This is a genomic window from Psychrobacter sp. Pi2-51 (assembly GCF_904846665.1).
GTDB lineage: Bacteria > Pseudomonadota > Gammaproteobacteria > Pseudomonadales > Moraxellaceae > Psychrobacter > Psychrobacter glaciei.
In genome coordinates, this window is the sequence record NZ_CAJHBP010000005.1 from 71,402 (window position 1) to 88,940 (window position 17,539).

Sequence of the window (17,539 nt, forward strand, 5' to 3'; positions counted from 1 at the left end):
AATACCCGATAAAAATAAAGATACGTCCTAAACAAATTGCTAAATAAACTGACGAATACCTGCCACGCTGATACCACCGAACTGAGCGACTCGCCCAATCATGGCTGGTGACAATCCACCTAAGCCGATGACAGGCATATCAGCCAACTGTGCCAGAGCTGACCAATCTGACCAACCTAATGGTGCAGTATCAGGGTGAGTTTGGGTCGCTAATAACGGTGACAGAAAAACACCGATAACTGGTGGTAGCTGCTGCTGTAAACGAGCATTAGCAAGCTTATTGGCAGCATAAATACTAACCGCATCATGACAACTGACTATCAATGGTCGATCGTTAAATGACGTCTGCTCACCTACAGAAACATGCTCCCCATTATTAAACCATGTCATGAGCGCAGTCTGAGAGATTTGATGAGCAACGACTTGATGAACAACGATTTGATAGTCGGGTTGCACAGATTGCATGTGATAATCAAAAGGCAGAATCACCTGAATATCTGGACGCAAAGTCATCAGTTGCTTTACGCTGTTATCAAAGCCTGACTCCTTAACTCGAATGTATAGCCAAGCATGAGACGCTACCTTTTCCTCGTGGTAAGTCAACCATTCTGCTGCTGGATTGGGCTGATCACTAAAGTGTGCCAAAGGATAAGTAATCGCTAACTGCGTGGGTAGTCGCAACCATTCAAGAATCGTTTTATTGGCAGCAGGCAAGTGATACTCTCCCGCCAATAGCGCAGATTTATTGACCCATTTTAGCGCCTGCCCTTCTAAGCCATAGCGAAGATGGCGATGCTGTTCGTACTGTAGCGCTGTCAGCTCAATATTATAGACCTGCAAGCTTACTTGCTTATCCCCGTAATCATGATGCAGTCGTCCAAGTTTGACGACAGTATTGTCATGGATATCGATCCCAGTTTCTTCAGCGACTTCGCGTATTAATGCCTGTTTTGCGGTTTCATCCGCATCAATCTTGCCACCTACAAACTCATAACGATTACCCTGATGTTGAGCCGCATCGCGGAATCCAAGCAAATACTGTGCTTGATAATGAATAACAGCGACAGCGACATTTACAATCTTTTGATGACTCGTTGCTGGGATTTTTGAGGAGTTTGGCATAATACTGTCCTTAAGTGCTTATTTCATTGTTTGCTGATAATAACTTGAAATGGCGGTCTGCTATGGAATCAAAAGGTAGACAAAACTGGTGAAAATGCACTTGAGATGGGCTTTATCACTACTGCTTCATATAAGTTTACATAATAACTGCATTTTATTTTATCAATTACCTTGCAAAAAAACTCAATCTAAATGATAATTATTATCGTTAATAATTGTTACTCTCTGATGTCGACTACTCAACTGTTTTATCAAAAGGAATTTACTATGAGCATGGTTATCTCTCGTTACTTGAACTGCCGCGAAAACCGTCTACCAACTTTACAGTCACAGCATCTGTTTGCCTTGACCAAAGAAGTACGTATTGAACACGAAGGTGAGGAATACCGCTTACGCTTAACCCGCAACAATCGTTTAATTTTGACCAAATAGTTAAAATTACACCTCAATAAAAAACGCCTTTCGATGAAGGCGTTTTTTATTGGATAGCGTTTTATTAGGTAGAACATGGTAAGTGCTATCGAGCCACTGTTGCAATTGTTGCAATTCATTGATGAATAATCAACGGATGACAGCGTTACCTAAAACTGCCAACTATAGACCACATCAACTGCGTTCTCTGCCGCTGACGTTGCCTCGACGTAAATGCGACGGGTCAATTGGTAACGGACAGATAAGCTATTCTGCGCATTGAAAACACCCACACCGTAGCGAATATATAAGTCAGGAGTCACGTAACCGGTGACATTGACGTTGGTATCTTCACTACCGCCAGAAGCATCAACGGTCAGGCTTTGTAGACCAAAAGCTTGACCGATTTGATTGGTCAAGTTGCGTGTACCACTGAGCCCAAAGCTCAGACCAGCAGCGGCTAGATTATTAGTCACTTGTGACTTAAATCCTTGCTCACTGATTTGTGTGGCGCTCTTATTATCGATACGACCCGTTACCAAGGCATTCATTGCTTGCTGCTGAGTAAGACCAGCATTGTTAAAGACAATAATATTTGGGCTCTCAGTACTGCCTTTAACACGCACGCCAACTGTTTTTCCACTAATGGTTTTGGCGGCCTCAATACTCAAGTTAGGCTTCATGACATCACCATTGAAGCGTACCTGACCATAGTTAAGCTCTAAACTCTGACCAAAGGCATTGATATTGGTACGGCGTGATACTTGTACCACCCCTGTAGCGCGCATAATGCCCGTGCCGTTTTGAGTGATATTGATAGCACCTGCCAAAGGAATAACGGCACCAAATCCACGGAAATTAATATCATCCCCTAAATCTACGCCAATATCAGCATTGATCGACCAAGGTTTTGAGATAGCTAAAACTTCGTCGATATTACCAATAAGACGACGATCAAGGACGACCACATCTTCAGTTTGCGTAATGATGTCTTCACTGGCTTCTGGCGGACGAATGGTCGCTGACGGCACACTGATAGCACCTGTAATGTTGACGTAACGGTCGCCTGGACGCACGATGATATCGATATCAGGATTAATCTCAGCCAATAGCAATGGTGGCTGGGTCAGTACTAGACGCTCACCAGCGATACTCAGTTTGGCTTGTAGTTTTTGCTGCCAGTTTACCGTTCCGGTTAGCGTGCCGCTGCCCGTACCACTATTAAAGGTTCCATCAACAGTCGCTTGCGTGCCACGAATTTTAGCATCGACATTAACTTTTCTTAAATTGACAGGCAGATCCAGCATCGCGATACGACCATTGGCCAATTTAACATCGCCATAGAACTGTGGTTTATCCAATGTGCCACCCACACCACCCGCCATGGTGATATTACCTTCGAGTACGCGCATACCGGGGAAGAAAGGTTTGAAAATCGCTAAATTGAGCTCATTAAGCACCAATGCGCCCGAGATGGGTTTAGGATCTTTATAAGGATCGACAATAACTTCCGCATAACCACGTGCCCCGCGACCAGTATTGATGTCTGTACGTAATTTAAGACCCTCAGGTACTGACAAGGCAATCAGTGATACACGCTTATATGACAGACTTATAGGAGCGCTATCACCGTCTTGTAGCAAGCCGATTTTGCCATTGTCAGAATATAAAGTGGTATTAATAGTCGGTGGACGACCGCGTTGCCAACCGACAACCGCTTTACCATTGATCTGACCATGCCAATCAATATCTTTAGGTAGAAATACTGAAAATAGCGAGGTATCCAGCTTTTGTAGCACTATGTCAACCTGACCACCAGATGGCGAAGCGATTAATTTTTCACGTAAACACAGCTTGCCAGTTTGATCTGCCGCCTGCCAACAGTGTGCGGCAAGTTGCACTTTAAGCTCACGGCTATTGCCGTTCTGATTGTTGGGCAAATTGACGATTAATTGCGCTGGCTGTAGTTGGTTCAACGTGGCATATCTAGACTTGACGCGACCTTTACCAATCACCCCAGACCAACTGAGTGTGTCGCGATTAAAGCCACCTTTGAGTCTTGCCGCAATATCAAGTTGCTCATTCGCGACGTTTAGATCGACCACGTGCGACTTTTCAGTACCATTGAAAGACGCATTAACGCTTTTAAAACTCTGTCCCGCAGCATCTAAGCCTTCAGCGCTGACAATCAGCTGACTTGGGCTATTTGCTAAGTTGACGATTTTGCCGCGAATACGACCTTGACGCAATATAAAACCTGGGAGCGCAATACGCTCACCGACTAAATCAATATAAATAGTGGGCAAGGCTTGTCCCGCAGGTTGCGATAAGGTCGCACCGCCGGTCACTTTACCGGTCAGCTTATTGGACAGCTGATCAAGACTGGTGATATTAATCTTGGTTTGTAATTGCTTGGCATTGCCATTAGCAGTGATGTAGTTATCGCCCCAACGTAAGACGAGGTTATTGGCATTTAAACTGTCGATTAAGGCGTTCACTTGCTTATATTGTGCTTGTGCATCTTGCGTTTGCAGACGCTTAAAGTAACTCGCCAAGTCTTTTGGCAGACGCATTTTCGCGGCTAAGCTGCCTTTTGCACTAAGCGGCTGACCTTTTAACATGCCAGTCAAGTTGATTTGTTTGATATTAATGGTTTGCTGGGTGTCACTCCAGCGACCGTCGGTATCTATAGTACCAGTGATAGCGCTTGGCGTACTTTTGAGGAAATAACCTAAATTAAAGCGATTCATTACCGCCTTGATATCCCAAGCGATACCTTTACGTACATCGACAGTGCCGCTAGCATCGATACTACCTGCAGCGCCGACATGACGGAAGCGTTTGATACGGATGAGCTGAGCATCGCCACTGGCATCAATGGTGAGTTTGCCTGCTGGTAGCTGCTCGGCATCTAATACACCGTTAAAATTTACTGCAAAGCGATTCAATTTACCTTTAGCATCCGCGTTGTTCTTGAATGCCGTTTGCCATTCACCATTGGTTTTTAGATCACCAGTAATAATGGCGGGATTATTGGGTAAAAAATAACCCAAATTGAAGTTATCAAAGCGACCATCAATTGTCCAACCAATATTTTTGCGCAAATCGATGACACCTTTCGCATTCACTGCGCCAGCCTCACCCTTGTAATTGAGCTTGCGAATACTGATCAGCCTTGGCGTGCCAGCTGCATCGATAGACAGACGACCCTTTGGCACATCCGCAGTATCGACCTGCCCATCAAAACGCACATCAAACATAGACAGCTCGCCACCAACGATATCAACTTTGGCGTCACCGCCACCAGTAATACCGATAGCACGACCGTCTTGCGTGGCATCAAGCTGCGCCTGCAAATCGGTATTGTTTAAATTAATAATATGACGCTGACCCTTGACCCCGCTTTTGGTGATATTCACTAAGCGACCACTGGCATTAATGCTGCCCGTCAGACGCTCAAGCGGTAAGTCACTACGATACTCTTTGGGCAATAAGCCATTGGTACGGGCATCAATTTGCCACGTCAATGGGCGCTGCTTGCTCGCCAGTTGGATCTGCCCTGTACCCGATAGGTCACCGACGATGCCATCATAATTAAGGCGATTGATATCAATGACATTACCCACTTTGCGGACACGTACATCGTAGTTGCCTTTGGGAGCGGCATTCAGCTCATTGATCACCGCATTGGCATCGATAGAGAGGGTCGAACCGCGCACGATGACATCCGCTTGACCGCTTGGGCTATCGATATTACCGATGTTAGGGACGTTACGACGGGTCAGATTTTGCCAAGTGGCATCGATATATAAAGGCGCTGCCTGTTTGATCTTTGCAGAGGTCTTACCTTGGGTAATATTGGCATTAATATGTTCGCCATCACGCTGACGGAAATCTGCGTCAACTTCTAAGTTACCCGCGCTGTTCTTTTGTTGATAATGTAGTGATAGTCGACCGTTTAATTTTTGCGGGGCATAGGCTTTGAAATCGGCATAGTCGTCAGGAATAACACGGCGAATATCGAAGTTGCTACCGGTCACTCGTACTTTTGCATCGAAGCTATTTTTCCAATCTAAAATACCTTGTAGTATTAAGTTTCCAGCTGGAACCTGAGCATCCAAACGATCAATGCGCAGTTGGCTATTGGCAATCACTGCCCGCCCTTGATAATGTCCTGAAGGGATATCTTTGGCAGTCAATTCGGTATTGATACGCAGGCGTATCTCAGAGATGACACCTGAGGCAGTGGCCGTGCCGCTTTTTAAACGAATATTTTGGCTTTCAGCATAAGGAATCAAAATATCATCCCATTGCAGTTTTGCTTGAAGTGGCAAATCCTTGTCCAATGCCTGTACGACAAAATCACCGCTGACATCGCTATCATTATAGCGACTACGCACTTGGCCGACAGTACGCTTTAAACTGCCTGTGGCAGTGATATTTAGCGGATCGATATAGGCTTTGTCTAAAGCACTCACCTCAGCAATAGCACTCAAATCTAACGGATAGTCACCTTGAAGATCAATCTCGCCTTGTAAAGCACTGACTTTGACGATGTCCGCATAGCGTAAGTCACCACGACCTACCGTGACCATGCTGCCAACCCATGTCAAGTCACGAGCTCTGATGTCATGGACGATGATAGGGTCTTTGGTCACTTGCTTATAGACAATCGTTTTTATTTTTGCTTGATCAAAACGCAGGTTAACCGGTAGCTTGAGCGTTTTATAATCAAATGCCTCACCCGTTGGTGGTTTTTTATTGATAATCTCAATACGTTGAATGTCTGCATCCCGTAGATGGACTTCTTTTGCAAATACTGCACGCCAGCCTATTTTGACATAGGCTTTATCTACCCGTACTTCAAGGTCTTCGGTCGCCTCGATATCGATATCCGTGACCAACAAACCATCACGTAAATTACCGCGCCCATATTTGAATTTAATACCCGTCTCGGCACTGATCTTTTCTAATAAGAACTTGGTACCTGATTCAGTACCAGCCGCATAAAAAAATACGGCGAACATAATTGCTAGCACAATCAGTATGAGCACCAGTAGTTTGAGCAAAAAAGACAGCGGATACCAACGTCTTACAGCACGGGCATCTCGTTGCGCCGGATCTTCATCCGATGAATCATTAGGCGGGGTATTTTCGGTCAACATCACACTCAACTACGTTAAAAAATGATTGTCAACAATCGCTAAAAAACGATTGACGAGGCTCTTATAAAGGCGATCCGATAAAGAAGTGCAATCGAACCGGAATACTCTCTTCTGTCACACCAGCAGCGACATCAACCCGCACCACACCGACTGGCGATGCCCAGCGAATACCAACGCCGACGCCGACTTTGGTTTCAGTCTCGAAGTCTTTGTCATAGGCGTTACCCACATCGGTAAACAACGCACCGCGGAAGCCAGGTCTAAATTCATAGTTATATTCGGCGCTACCAACGGCGAGGATTTGTCCACCCGTCAGATAGCCTTTGTCAATTGGCGATAAGCTTTCATAATCATAGCCGCGAATACTTTGGTCGCCACCCGCGAAGAAGCGCAACTTGTAAGGCACGTCATAAAAGTCATCGGCCCAAATGTAGCCGGTATTGAGGCTACCAAGGACTTGGTGTTTATTATCATTACCAAAACTATATATACCGCTGACACCCGCACGCACAATCGCCAAATCCGTATCGCTTAATGCCTTTTCAGTTCCTGCTTCAATAGAGTAATACTGACGGATACCACGAGTTGGATTGGTTGCACTATCCACGTCCGTTTTATTGATACCATAGCCCAATAACAGCGCTTGTTGCTGCGGGCTAGAAGACGTAAAACGTATGGGCAGATCTTCTAAGTTGGCTTCATCCACCCCCGTCTCTAACTCATCTAAACGGTAACGCACAGAGTAGCTACGATTCCAGCCACTGTCACGGCGAATATTACGTGCCAATGCCGCTTTTAGCGTTCGGGTAGACAGATCAAAGTTGCCTTCGCCTTGATCGATGACTTCCTCTTCATAAGTCAGGCGAGCATCTAACTTATCATTAAGCGGATGCTTCCACGGTCGGCTGGCATAGACCGAAACATTCTTAGTAATTCTAGAGACTTCTGTTTCTGCCCCTGCCTGATAGCCTTGACGATTGAGTAGATTGTAATCTATCTTCGCCGTGGCACGTACGCCAGTATCGGTACCATAACCAATACCTACTTGGGCATCGCGTGGCTTACTGGCAGAGACAAAGACATATAGTGGGACTTTTTTACTTTCTCGTACTTGTTGCGGCGTTTTACGTCCTGCCAGCGTTGGTGGTACAAAGTTTTCATCCGCAAGAATGCTTTTTTCATCCGGAAATATTTTTTGTGCCACGTTGCTAATAGAGTCACTGATTTTACCTAAAATCGTGTCTGTCTCTTGGTCTTTTTCATCTAATACCCGATCATCTGGTAGGCGACTTAAACGATTGGCTTTTTGTTTAATGGCTTGAAGTTTTTCCAGTGTTTGCTCGTCTGCCTCAAACTCAATGGCAGCGATATCAGCCGGATTGACTGTTTCTCCACTGTTGGCAGTGTTGGTGCCTTCACTGCCATTTGCCTCATCACTGTTTTGGACAGTGCCATTTTGAACAGTACCATTCGTATTACTACTCTCTGCCCCATTATTTGCTGCCGCTACGCCATCGATAATTTCTGAAGCATTGACCTCACCATCAACATCGTTGTCAAGAGTATTGGCGGGTGCATTATCAAAAGCTAAAGTACTGTTTTCGCTGCTTTCATTGGGTGGCAAAATGGATTCGACATTCACAGTGTTGAAATAACGCGTCGCCGATAAATCGTTACTAAATTTGGTAATATCGGGGCGATAGAATGGATCGCCAGGTTTAAAATCAAACAACTGCTGCAATAAAGACAGTTCGACAGGTAGCTTATCAGGGTCGCGGGTCAGAGTATTGGTCGCTGCATCATAAGTAAAAAACACCACATCATCGTATTCATAACGGTCGCCCGTGTTATAAACCAGCGATATATCAGCGGTGTTGTCTGGCAAAATAATATCGACTGATTTGTTTAACCAATATTGGTCGAAATAGCCATAAGTATTGCTGAGTGACTCAAGCGCTGCTTTACTGTTTTTGTAGACGCGATGATTAAATACATCGCCTTCTTGCGGTGGCAGCTCTTTTTCTAACGCTTGATATTCTTCTTGCGCGCTACCTTCGCCACGAATCTCGACAATACGACTGTCAACAGTGACCGGCTCGCCTAAATCCTCAATAACCACCTCAATGATGTCGCTATTGGGTTGGCGCAGACGTAAGGTCACATCGTAATAACCAACGGCTTTTGCGGCATCTAATGCCGTTTGACGCAGACGCGGTAAAGCTGCCGTAAAGTCAACGACAGATTGGACGGTCGTGTCATCAAGCGCTGCCTTAATATTCTTAATCGGTTGCGTGTCTTCGTCTGCTTCGATAACTTTTGGTTGAGCGTTAGTCGCATCGTCAGCAGCGACTTGCTGCAAGTAAACCGTTGTCTCTACATGTGGTAGCGCTAGAGCACCATCATTAAACAACCTATCATAGAGCCGCTTAACGATATTGGTTTTTTTGCGAGACAGCGCCTTAGGCTTTTTGGCCTGCAGGATACTTTGATTGACGGCTTGGGTTTCGGACTGATAATCTGGCAAGTAATCATTTGGATTGATGATATCTGATTGTTCGCCTTCCTCTCCTATCACATTATCTGCACTGACTGACATCTGGTCATCGATAATAATATTATCGTCATCAGCGCTTCCACTACTGACAGCATCGCTTACGTTAATGGGTCGTGCCATGATTTCAGCGGTCTTAGCCTGTTCAGCCGCCGTCTCATTTCTTCCTAACGTATCAAGGTTGTTCGGTGCTGGCAAGTTGGTGGCGTCGAGACTCACATCTAAACCGATAGGCGGGTTGGTATCGTTTAACGTCGCGATAGGCGCATCAAAGTCGCTGTCGTTATTGCTAATACCATTCATGCCATTAATATCAGTGCTAGTAGCGGCGCTACCATTATTGATACTGTCAATGTCTTGAGCATTTTGCCTATCTAGCGCTGCCAGCTCGCGATCAATTTCCTCAGGCGTCATCATCTGATAGCCTTGCTGCTGAACTGTCTCGGCTTGCTGCAACAAATCCTTATTGGCAACGTTCGCCTGCGCGTCACTCAAGTCGTCTACATCATAAAGCTCATTATCCAAATCATTGTCATTGGTATTGTCATTATCGACATTATCATCAACACCTTGCTGATTTGCAGATGCTTGCTCAGATAGTGAATTTTGCGCATCTGGCTCTTTAATACCAGGCTGCTTATTGCTTAGGTTTTGTTCTCTATAATCATCTAATACTGACTTATCAATGATGCCTTGTTCCACGGCTCTTTTTAGTCGCAAGGCATCCAATGCGATATCGAGCTGAGTGTCTTCAGTAGAAGATGGCTCACGAGGGGTTGGGGGCTGTGAGGGTGTTGGTGGTTGGGCTAGTGTCGTACTACTGGCGGTTGACCGGCTGGCTGTATTTTGCGTGTCATCATTCTGAGAACCAGCGTTCTGACTATCAATGATTTGACTGCTAGTATCGATACCTGTCGTGGTCTCAGCCAATGCCATAGGCGCGATGCCAAAGCCCACCAAACTGGTCGCTAATGCACTAAAAATCGCTGAGCGTGTAAAATAAGTACGCGACAATGCCGGCTGCAACTCATCAATCGCGGCATATTTAGAGGGTTTGATATTGTTCCCATCATGACTGGTTAACGCATTACACTGCGTAACTGACAAGTGGCGCGCTAGAGTTGAAGGCTGCTGTTCCATGTATACTTATTTCCTATCACCTCACGCGGCACAAGTCACTGACGATAGACTCATCAGGTATTACCGGTGAATAAACTTATAACAGTTAGCTGAGATGCTCTATGGACTACCGTACTTTTTTATTGCTAAGTTTTAGCGCTGAACGTCTATCATCTAAACTTGCTAGCATCAAATAGGTCGTTTTAAGTGATACCGAGTCTTGAGTCTCATTGATACCTTCACCTCATTGATGCTTTCACAAGGTAACCCTTCAAAAGACAACCATGTAAAATTACAAATCATAACTTAGTTAATTATGAAATCATAGCATCGGGCGCATGTATTTTTATCGAAGCCTTGCTATTATACGGCTTAATATTGATAAAACCTATGCTATATTTCGATAAGTTTTTGATAATATTGATAATTGCTGGCACCTCAAAAGCTGCGCGCAGCCCTTATTTTTCATCTATCAGCCGCGATCCATCTGTAGGAATCTTCATGGCCAATCAGTTTCAGTTATTTAAGCGCCGCCGTTTTAGCGCCATGTTTTTTACCCAGTTTTTGGGGGCGTTCAATGACAATATTTTTAAACAAGCACTCATATTAGTACTGACTTATACCGCTGCCAGTCAGTTGGGCATGGAAGTTAGCATTTTAAATAACTTAGCGGCAATGCTATTTATACTACCCTACTTTCTATTTTCGGCATTGGCGGGACAAATCGCTGATAAGTTTGAAAAGTCAAAGCTCACGCGCTTTATTAAAATGCTTGAGCTGGTCATTATGGCGATTGCTGCTGTGGGCTTTGTCTTTGAATGGTACGGCTTATTATTTGTGGCGTTGTTTTTGATGGGCACGCATTCAACTTTTTTTGGCCCGATTAAATACGCTTACTTACCGCAAGCGATGAAGGAAGATGAGCTCGTCGGTGCCAATGGTTTGTTTCAGATGGGCACCTCACTGGCTATCCTCATTGGTATGATTGTCGCCGGTGTTTTGACCCAGCTATCGCAATCCCTTTATTGGATTAGCGCCACCGTATTGGTCGTCGCTGTTTTGGGTTATCTAGCAGCCCGATATATTCCTACGATGCCCGCCATGCAGCCGACGCTCAAGATTAATTGGAATATTTTTACCACCAGCTGGTCGACGGTATGCTATTTATACTCGCTGCCTTTCTTATTCTTTGTCATTCTTGGCAACAGCTGGTTTTGGTTTTATGGCGCGACGTTTTTGACCCAAGTACCAGAATTCAGCAAAGTCATTTTGCATGGCGATGAGTCAGTGGTTATTTTCCTATTAACGTTATTTTCTGTTGGTGTGTCGATCGGGTCTTTGTTATGTAAAACCTTGACCAAAAACCAAGTCAGTTTACGCTTACTTCCTTTTGGTATTGCTGGTTTAAGTATTTTTGCTATCGATTTGTATTTTTCCTTGTCAGGACTAAACATTGACGTTAACACTGAGACGTTACTGGGTATTGGTGATTTGTTTGGCGTGAGTGGCAGTTGGCGCGTGTTTGCCGATTTGTTCTTTTTAGGGTTTAGTGGCGGCTTATATATTGTCCCTTTATATGCGTCTATGCAGGCTTACGCGCCCAAAAGCCACCGCGCACGTATCGTTGGTGCCAACAACATTTTTAATGCCATCTTTATGGTCAGCTCAGCGATTTTTGCGATTGTGGTGCTCAACACCTTAGGATTGACGCTACCGCAATTATTCTTGGTCACTGGTCTGCTAAACATTGCTTTTGGTGCGTTTTTATATATTAAGCTGAACAAACACGTGAAGCATGCGGTCATCCAAACTCATGATGATGAGCTTAGCCGACAAGATTAGATGCTTCGAAGATCTAACGAGCATGAGTAGAGTTGGTGCTCGCTGAATCATGCAGCCGATAATAGTGGTGCCGATAATTTGTATTGTTTGCTATAGTAATGTGCATGAACAGAATATGACTGCCTTAAAAAGCAAATAGCCTTAATAAAAGTATTTTATTGATAAAAAATAAAGCCATCAGGAGTGAATCATGGCCCTGCGTCCCTTATCCAAAATTGACCAGTTATTACTTGGGGTTGACAAGGCATTGCGAGCGGTTGTTCCGCACTCAAACCCCAGTACCCGCCCATTGCCCGTCAGTAATGACGATATTCCTGAGCTGACCATTACGGAGGCGCGTCACGTGGCAGGACTGATGCGCATCAATCATACTGGCGAAGTATGTGCGCAAGGTCTATATCACGGTCAAGCCTTTGCCGCCAAAGACAATGGCGTCAAGCAAGCCATGCAGCATTCAGCCGAAGAAGAAGTCGATCATTTGGTGTGGTGCGAGACACGTTTAAAGGAGTTAGGCAGTCATGCCAGCCTTTTTACCCCATTATGGTACGGCATGTCCTTCGGTCTTGGCGCGGTAGCAGGCACTATCTCTAACGAGTTTAGTTTGGGGTTTGTCGCCGAAACCGAGGCGCAAGTCAGCGAGCATCTGCAAGAGCATATTGGGCAATTACCTGTCCATGATCAGCGCTCAAGAGAGATACTGGCGCAAATGGATATTGAAGAATGTCACCATCGCGAGCTGGCACTAGCAAGTGGCGGCGCGGCCTTATCACCACCCGTGCGTCAGACCATGCGTTGGATGGCCAATCGGATGAAAGCCACGGCTTATCATCTGTAAATGCATAGTGAGTAGCGCCTTTCATAGGGCTGACTGAATTATTTAATTTAACAATCCTACTACTGATAGCATTCAGCTTAATTTGCTAGGGTATTAGAAATTTGCAAGATTGCGCGCCAATAATACAAAACATTTTAGACGATACAAAATAGCTTCGATAATACAAAACAACTATCAATCGATTGTAAATAACGACTTAATACACAAGGTAACGACTTTTATGAAAGCCATCAACCACTCTAGCTTGTCTACCGACTCATCTACTAAAGCGCCTAAGTTTGCGACCTTGACCGCCTTAGCGGCTGCCTGTGCCATGATGTTGTCTGTTCCTGTTAATGCAGCCGAAACTGACAGCACAGCTAGCGCTAGCACAGTCGCTGCTGTCCCTAGTGCCATGGATTCAAGCAGACGCGTCATTCGTCTTGCTAAGCCAAATGCTAACGCTGCTGCCAGTACGGCTCAAACCGACGTAGCGGCAAATATGGCAACGGCAAATAGTACTCAGCAGAACAATGCCCTACCAACTAGCACTCAGCAAAGTCAGCCGCCATTAAACACTGCACAGTCAGCGGCAGTACCGCAAGCACCAGCAGTAGCAGCTCCTGAACTGACAGGAACCACTCGTGTGTACGAGCGTGGACCAATGACAGCAACCGGTATTGACCTTCGTGGTGGTCAGCTATCTAATATTCCAACGCCGCAAGTGCAACTTTCAAGCGTTAGCTTTGTACCGACAGTGTTGGTTCCACAGCAGCAAGGTTTGGGTACTGATAAGCTTGACGTTAGCTTGCTAGATGACTTTATTGAAGACGTCTCTCCTAACGCCCGTCATTATCCACCAAACTTTCCTAATCGCTCACAACGTCACTATACTCGTGAAAAAATCAAAGTATTAACCGAATGGATTGAGCCTTATGCCCAATCGCCAAATGCTTCTTATGACGTGCTACTTCGGGCGGCCAAACTCAATGGTATGGGACGTAATTTGGACTTAGGCTCAGACTATACGGTACGTGGCGGCAAATATGTCGACCGTGCCATCAAGATCAAATCTGATAGTGGTGAAGCTAACTTCTTATACGGTATGATGCTATCAGAAGGCGGTGGCTTCAAAGAAGGTCAGAAATATCTAGACCGAGCCGTTTCTTTGGGCTATACCGAAGCGGAGCAAAGCTTGGCGCAGTCAGATCTATTAAGTGATCGCCGTGATAATGCTCTAGAGCGTTTGCGTCGTCTCGAGCAACAAGTCCCTAATAATGCGGTTATTCGTCAACAAATTAAGCTCGTTGAAGATGGCAAGTTTTATATTTGGGACATACCAGCGCCTGATATCGACGTAAAGCCAGGGGCATAAATCCAGTTATTAATCTCAATTATTAGTATCTAATTTAAAACTAAAGTACGCAGCGCCTTCTTTTTTTATTGGTTTGATATCAATATAAAAAGAAGGTTTTTTTTGGCTTAATGCTAGGGCGTGTCTTCAATTCACTCGATAGTCATCTAAATGGGCTAAAAATGGCTAAATCTTGCCAAACATCGTCAAATAGCTGGTTAATATCCCGATATTATCTGCGCTATTTTTCTTGTTTGACGGCAATTTATCTCATTTTTATCGCCATTTTTGAAATGAAGACACGCCCTAGTCATTGTTGCTTTTTCTTTTTCTTTTGCTTATTCAAATAACCTCTTTAGCCATTCAGGTTAAAAATTTGATACGTTGTCGTCACACTCATTTTATTCTAAATATTATTAAACAAAATTTTACTATTAATTTTATCCATTACACCTGAAGTTTCAAATAAAATAGTGAAATTCAAAAAGTTGCGCTACACTCGTTTTATTATATTGACGACCTATGATGACTATAGGCATGACTATTATTTATTGGAATTACCTATGACCTTCACTCGCCCTGTCAGTAATCCGGCAACACACGCTACTATAAAAATAAAACCTGTCATTCTATCAGGGCTCATAATGGCAATGGCGCTACTATCAGCTTGTAGTACCGTATCGGTTGAAAAACAAGCATCAGCAAAAACCATTTCTGCACAGCGCGGCAATATCGTCACAGACAACGAGCTCAGTACTGACACAGCGTCAGCCTTGTTATCAGCAGGCCTCAACGAACAGGCCTGTTTTCAACAGTTTGATTTGTGCCTAATGCAGCTCACTGACAGCATGCTCAATGAAAATTACCGTCCAGCGCTGGCTGTGTTTTCAGAATTACATTATGCCAGAGCTCGCCAGCTTGCCGACTCCAAAGAGTGTCAAAATGCCCTCACTCGTCCGCCGCTTGATCCTTATTATGCCAACGCGCCTCTGAGCGATGATGAGTCTGAGAGTCAGCAGAAGAATACAGACGAATGCTTGATCAACTACCAAAGTCAACTGTTTGATGCCATCAAATCCAGCTATACCTATCTGTTTTATGACAGTTTGGCACATGACTTTGAAGGAGCAGATAAAGTAAAAAGTCAATCTCAGGCAAAAAACCGTATTCCAAGCGATATTGACATCCAAACTCAAGATATTTATAACGCAGCCAGCAATGACGTCATTACCCAACTATATCAATCGGTAGATGGCACAAATAAATTGATGGGTAAGACCGAAGTGGACTATCTACCAATGAGCACGGCGTCTCAAGATACGAGCAAACAAGAAGCGATCGCAAACCGAGCATCGTTAAACGGTAAACCTACTGACCAGATCGAAGTGATGAAGGTGCAAGTAGACCGTTATAATCTCAATATCTTTATGCCCAACGAAAGTAACTATCTAAAAAATGCACAAAAACAAACCTCAGCGCTCGCCGACTTGGTGTCCACTTATGAGCTGCGTCTCTCAGGCCTCAACTCAATCAGCAAACGTCCAGGACTGGGTATTAGCTTAGTCGCTTCATTGGATGATCGCTATACCACGACTGTCCGACAACTGTTGGTTTCATCGCTATCGGGGCGGCTCAATAAAGATACCGTTGACGGAAAAAAAGATGATAGCGCGCCCAGCTCACGCATCTATCCTACAGGGCATTTATTGATGACGGGCTTAATTAAGCCCGCTGGAGATAGCGTCCTTGATACGCTCAGCAGTCATCAGCTCGATATTCATTTATACAACCCTTATCGCAGCGAGAGCGCCACTATCTTGGGCGATGACTATCCACTGGCAGCGAACTTCTCTGCTGGCTATGGACTATGGCTGGCAGAAAACCAGCTCGATGGCGTCGGTTACTTAAACCTAATCACCCGCCAAAAACAGGCCAGCTTACCCAAGCTGTTTATGCTAGAGCCTTACGATCCTGATAAGCGGGTAATCATCATGGTGCATGGCTTGGCGTCTAGTCCCGCCACGTGGGTGAATTTGACCAACGATATTTTTAATGATGATAAGTTGCGTGATAACTATCAGGTATGGCAGATTTTTTATCCGACCAATTTACCTATTTTAGAGAACCGTTATCAAATTCAGGAATTGATCAATAGTACGTATCAACAGACCGATCCTGAAGGACAAAATCGTGCCAGCAAAAATAGCGTGATTGTCAGTCATAGCATGGGTGGTATCATCTCCCGCATGATGCTGTCTGATGACAATTTGGCCAACAACTTAGACGCTTTAGAGGATAAAGACTTACTCGAAAACAGCAGTAAACGACGAGTCGATGACATGCTGAAAAAAGCCTTTGCTAACGACGATCTGCGTAACCGTTTTGAGCTACACACCCTGCCACAAGTCGATACTGCCATCTTCTTGTCCTCACCCTTTCAAGGCACCGATTACGCTGATCGCTGGTTTACTCGAGCGCTAAGGCGCATCGTGTACTTACCTGTGGGATTGGTCAAGACTGTCACCGATAACGTGGCCACCCTCGCCATTCAGGGCGACTTGGCGCAAAACCCCTTAGGTGCTCTGTATTTGCAGAATGGTGCTAGCCAGCTAAGCGATAAATCGTCTTTTATTCAGCTAACCAAAGACATCAGCATCAATGATCGCATTACTTATCATTCGATTATCGCTAATAACGATGCCGATATCACTAACGGCTTGGCGCAAATGCAACCCGGTGGTGCAAGAATTGACTTATCCCAAGAAGTATCAGAAGAGGACAGTAGCGAGAATGCAAGCAATGGCCCTGCATCTGAATCTGAGTCAATCAGTGAACCGCTCGTCGCCGCTGTGACTGTCGATGAAGATATCAGCCAAGCACTGACCGAACGCTTGTCAGATGGTATCGTCCCCTACACCAGTGCCCATCTCGAAGGTGCCGCCTCTGAAACCGTCATTAATGGCGGTCATAGCATCCAAGAAAATCCACAAACCGTACTAACGCTGCGACAGATTTTGCATGAACAGTTACAGCAATGATGTCAGCCTAATTGATCAGCCGAAAGGGCATTTCTTCAAGGAAGTTTTGGTGACTGTTAGGTATGCGACCAGCCCCATGAGTAGCTTGCGTGTATACTTATGGTGGCGCATACTATATTCATC

Annotated in this window: 8 protein-coding genes; 5 read left to right on the forward strand and 3 right to left on the reverse strand. The window is 44.9% G+C overall.

The window, feature by feature from the left end; translation table 11 throughout:
- Positions 1-39 precede the first annotated feature (39 nt).
- Entirely contained in the window at positions 40-1,122 is a 1,083-nt protein-coding gene (locus JMY08_RS04065) for an NUDIX domain-containing protein (RefSeq protein WP_201590981.1), read from the reverse strand.
- A 273-nt stretch (positions 1,123-1,395) separates the two neighbouring features.
- Between JMY08_RS04065 and hemP the strand changes: the two genes are divergently transcribed.
- The gene (gene hemP / locus JMY08_RS04070) at positions 1,396-1,554 is read left to right on the forward strand and encodes a hemin uptake protein HemP (protein WP_227672156.1); all 159 of its coding nucleotides are present in this window, start codon (positions 1,396-1,398) and stop codon (positions 1,552-1,554) included.
- A gap of 149 nt (positions 1,555-1,703) precedes the next feature.
- On the opposite strand, the gene JMY08_RS04075 is transcribed toward hemP, so the two are convergent.
- The gene (locus JMY08_RS04075; RefSeq protein WP_201590996.1) at positions 1,704-6,698 is read right to left on the reverse strand and encodes a translocation/assembly module TamB domain-containing protein; all 4,995 of its coding nucleotides are present in this window, start codon (positions 6,696-6,698) and stop codon (positions 1,704-1,706) included.
- A 61-nt stretch (positions 6,699-6,759) separates the two neighbouring features.
- Positions 6,760-10,389 carry an autotransporter assembly complex protein TamA gene (locus JMY08_RS04080; RefSeq protein ID WP_201591011.1) on the reverse strand — a complete coding sequence of 1,210 codons (3,630 nt, stop codon included), beginning with the start codon at positions 10,387-10,389 and terminating at the stop codon, positions 6,760-6,762.
- Positions 10,390-10,869: 480 nt separating this feature from the next.
- On the opposite strand from JMY08_RS04080, the gene JMY08_RS04085 reads away from it, so the two are divergent.
- The 4 genes from JMY08_RS04085 to JMY08_RS04100 all read left to right on the forward strand — a co-directional run bounded on the left by JMY08_RS04085 (position 10,870) and on the right by JMY08_RS04100 (position 17,416).
- Complete coding sequence (locus JMY08_RS04085) at positions 10,870-12,210, forward strand: MFS transporter (RefSeq protein WP_201591014.1); 1,341 nt, start codon at positions 10,870-10,872, stop codon at positions 12,208-12,210.
- Positions 12,211-12,406: 196 nt separating this feature from the next.
- Entirely contained in the window at positions 12,407-13,045 is a 639-nt protein-coding gene (gene coq7, locus JMY08_RS04090) for a 2-polyprenyl-3-methyl-6-methoxy-1,4-benzoquinone monooxygenase (protein ID WP_201591308.1), read from the forward strand.
- Between the two features lie 220 nt (positions 13,046-13,265).
- The gene (locus JMY08_RS04095) at positions 13,266-14,399 is read left to right on the forward strand and encodes a hypothetical protein (RefSeq protein ID WP_201591017.1); all 1,134 of its coding nucleotides are present in this window, start codon (positions 13,266-13,268) and stop codon (positions 14,397-14,399) included.
- Positions 14,400-14,941: 542 nt separating this feature from the next.
- Positions 14,942-17,416 carry an esterase/lipase family protein gene (locus JMY08_RS04100; protein ID WP_201591020.1) on the forward strand — a complete coding sequence of 825 codons (2,475 nt, stop codon included), beginning with the start codon at positions 14,942-14,944 and terminating at the stop codon, positions 17,414-17,416.
- The last annotated feature ends 123 nt before the right edge of the window (positions 17,417-17,539 follow it).

What these genes read in the sequence shown, in the direction of transcription:
- JMY08_RS04065 (WP_201590981.1), bottom strand. Translation starts at nt 1,122, where the DNA reads ATGCCAAACTCCTCAAAAATCCCAGCAACGAGTCATCAAAAGATTGTA.
- hemP (WP_227672156.1), top strand. Translation starts at nt 1,396, where the DNA reads ATGGTTATCTCTCGTTACTTGAACTGCCGCGAAAACCGTCTACCAACT.
- JMY08_RS04075 (WP_201590996.1), bottom strand. Translation starts at nt 6,698, where the DNA reads ATGTTGACCGAAAATACCCCGCCTAATGATTCATCGGATGAAGATCCG.
- JMY08_RS04080 (WP_201591011.1), bottom strand. Translation starts at nt 10,389, where the DNA reads ATGGAACAGCAGCCTTCAACTCTAGCGCGCCACTTGTCAGTTACGCAG.
- JMY08_RS04085 (WP_201591014.1), top strand. Translation starts at nt 10,870, where the DNA reads ATGGCCAATCAGTTTCAGTTATTTAAGCGCCGCCGTTTTAGCGCCATG.
- JMY08_RS04095 (WP_201591017.1), top strand. Translation starts at nt 13,266, where the DNA reads ATGAAAGCCATCAACCACTCTAGCTTGTCTACCGACTCATCTACTAAA.
- JMY08_RS04100 (WP_201591020.1), top strand. Translation starts at nt 14,942, where the DNA reads ATGACCTTCACTCGCCCTGTCAGTAATCCGGCAACACACGCTACTATA.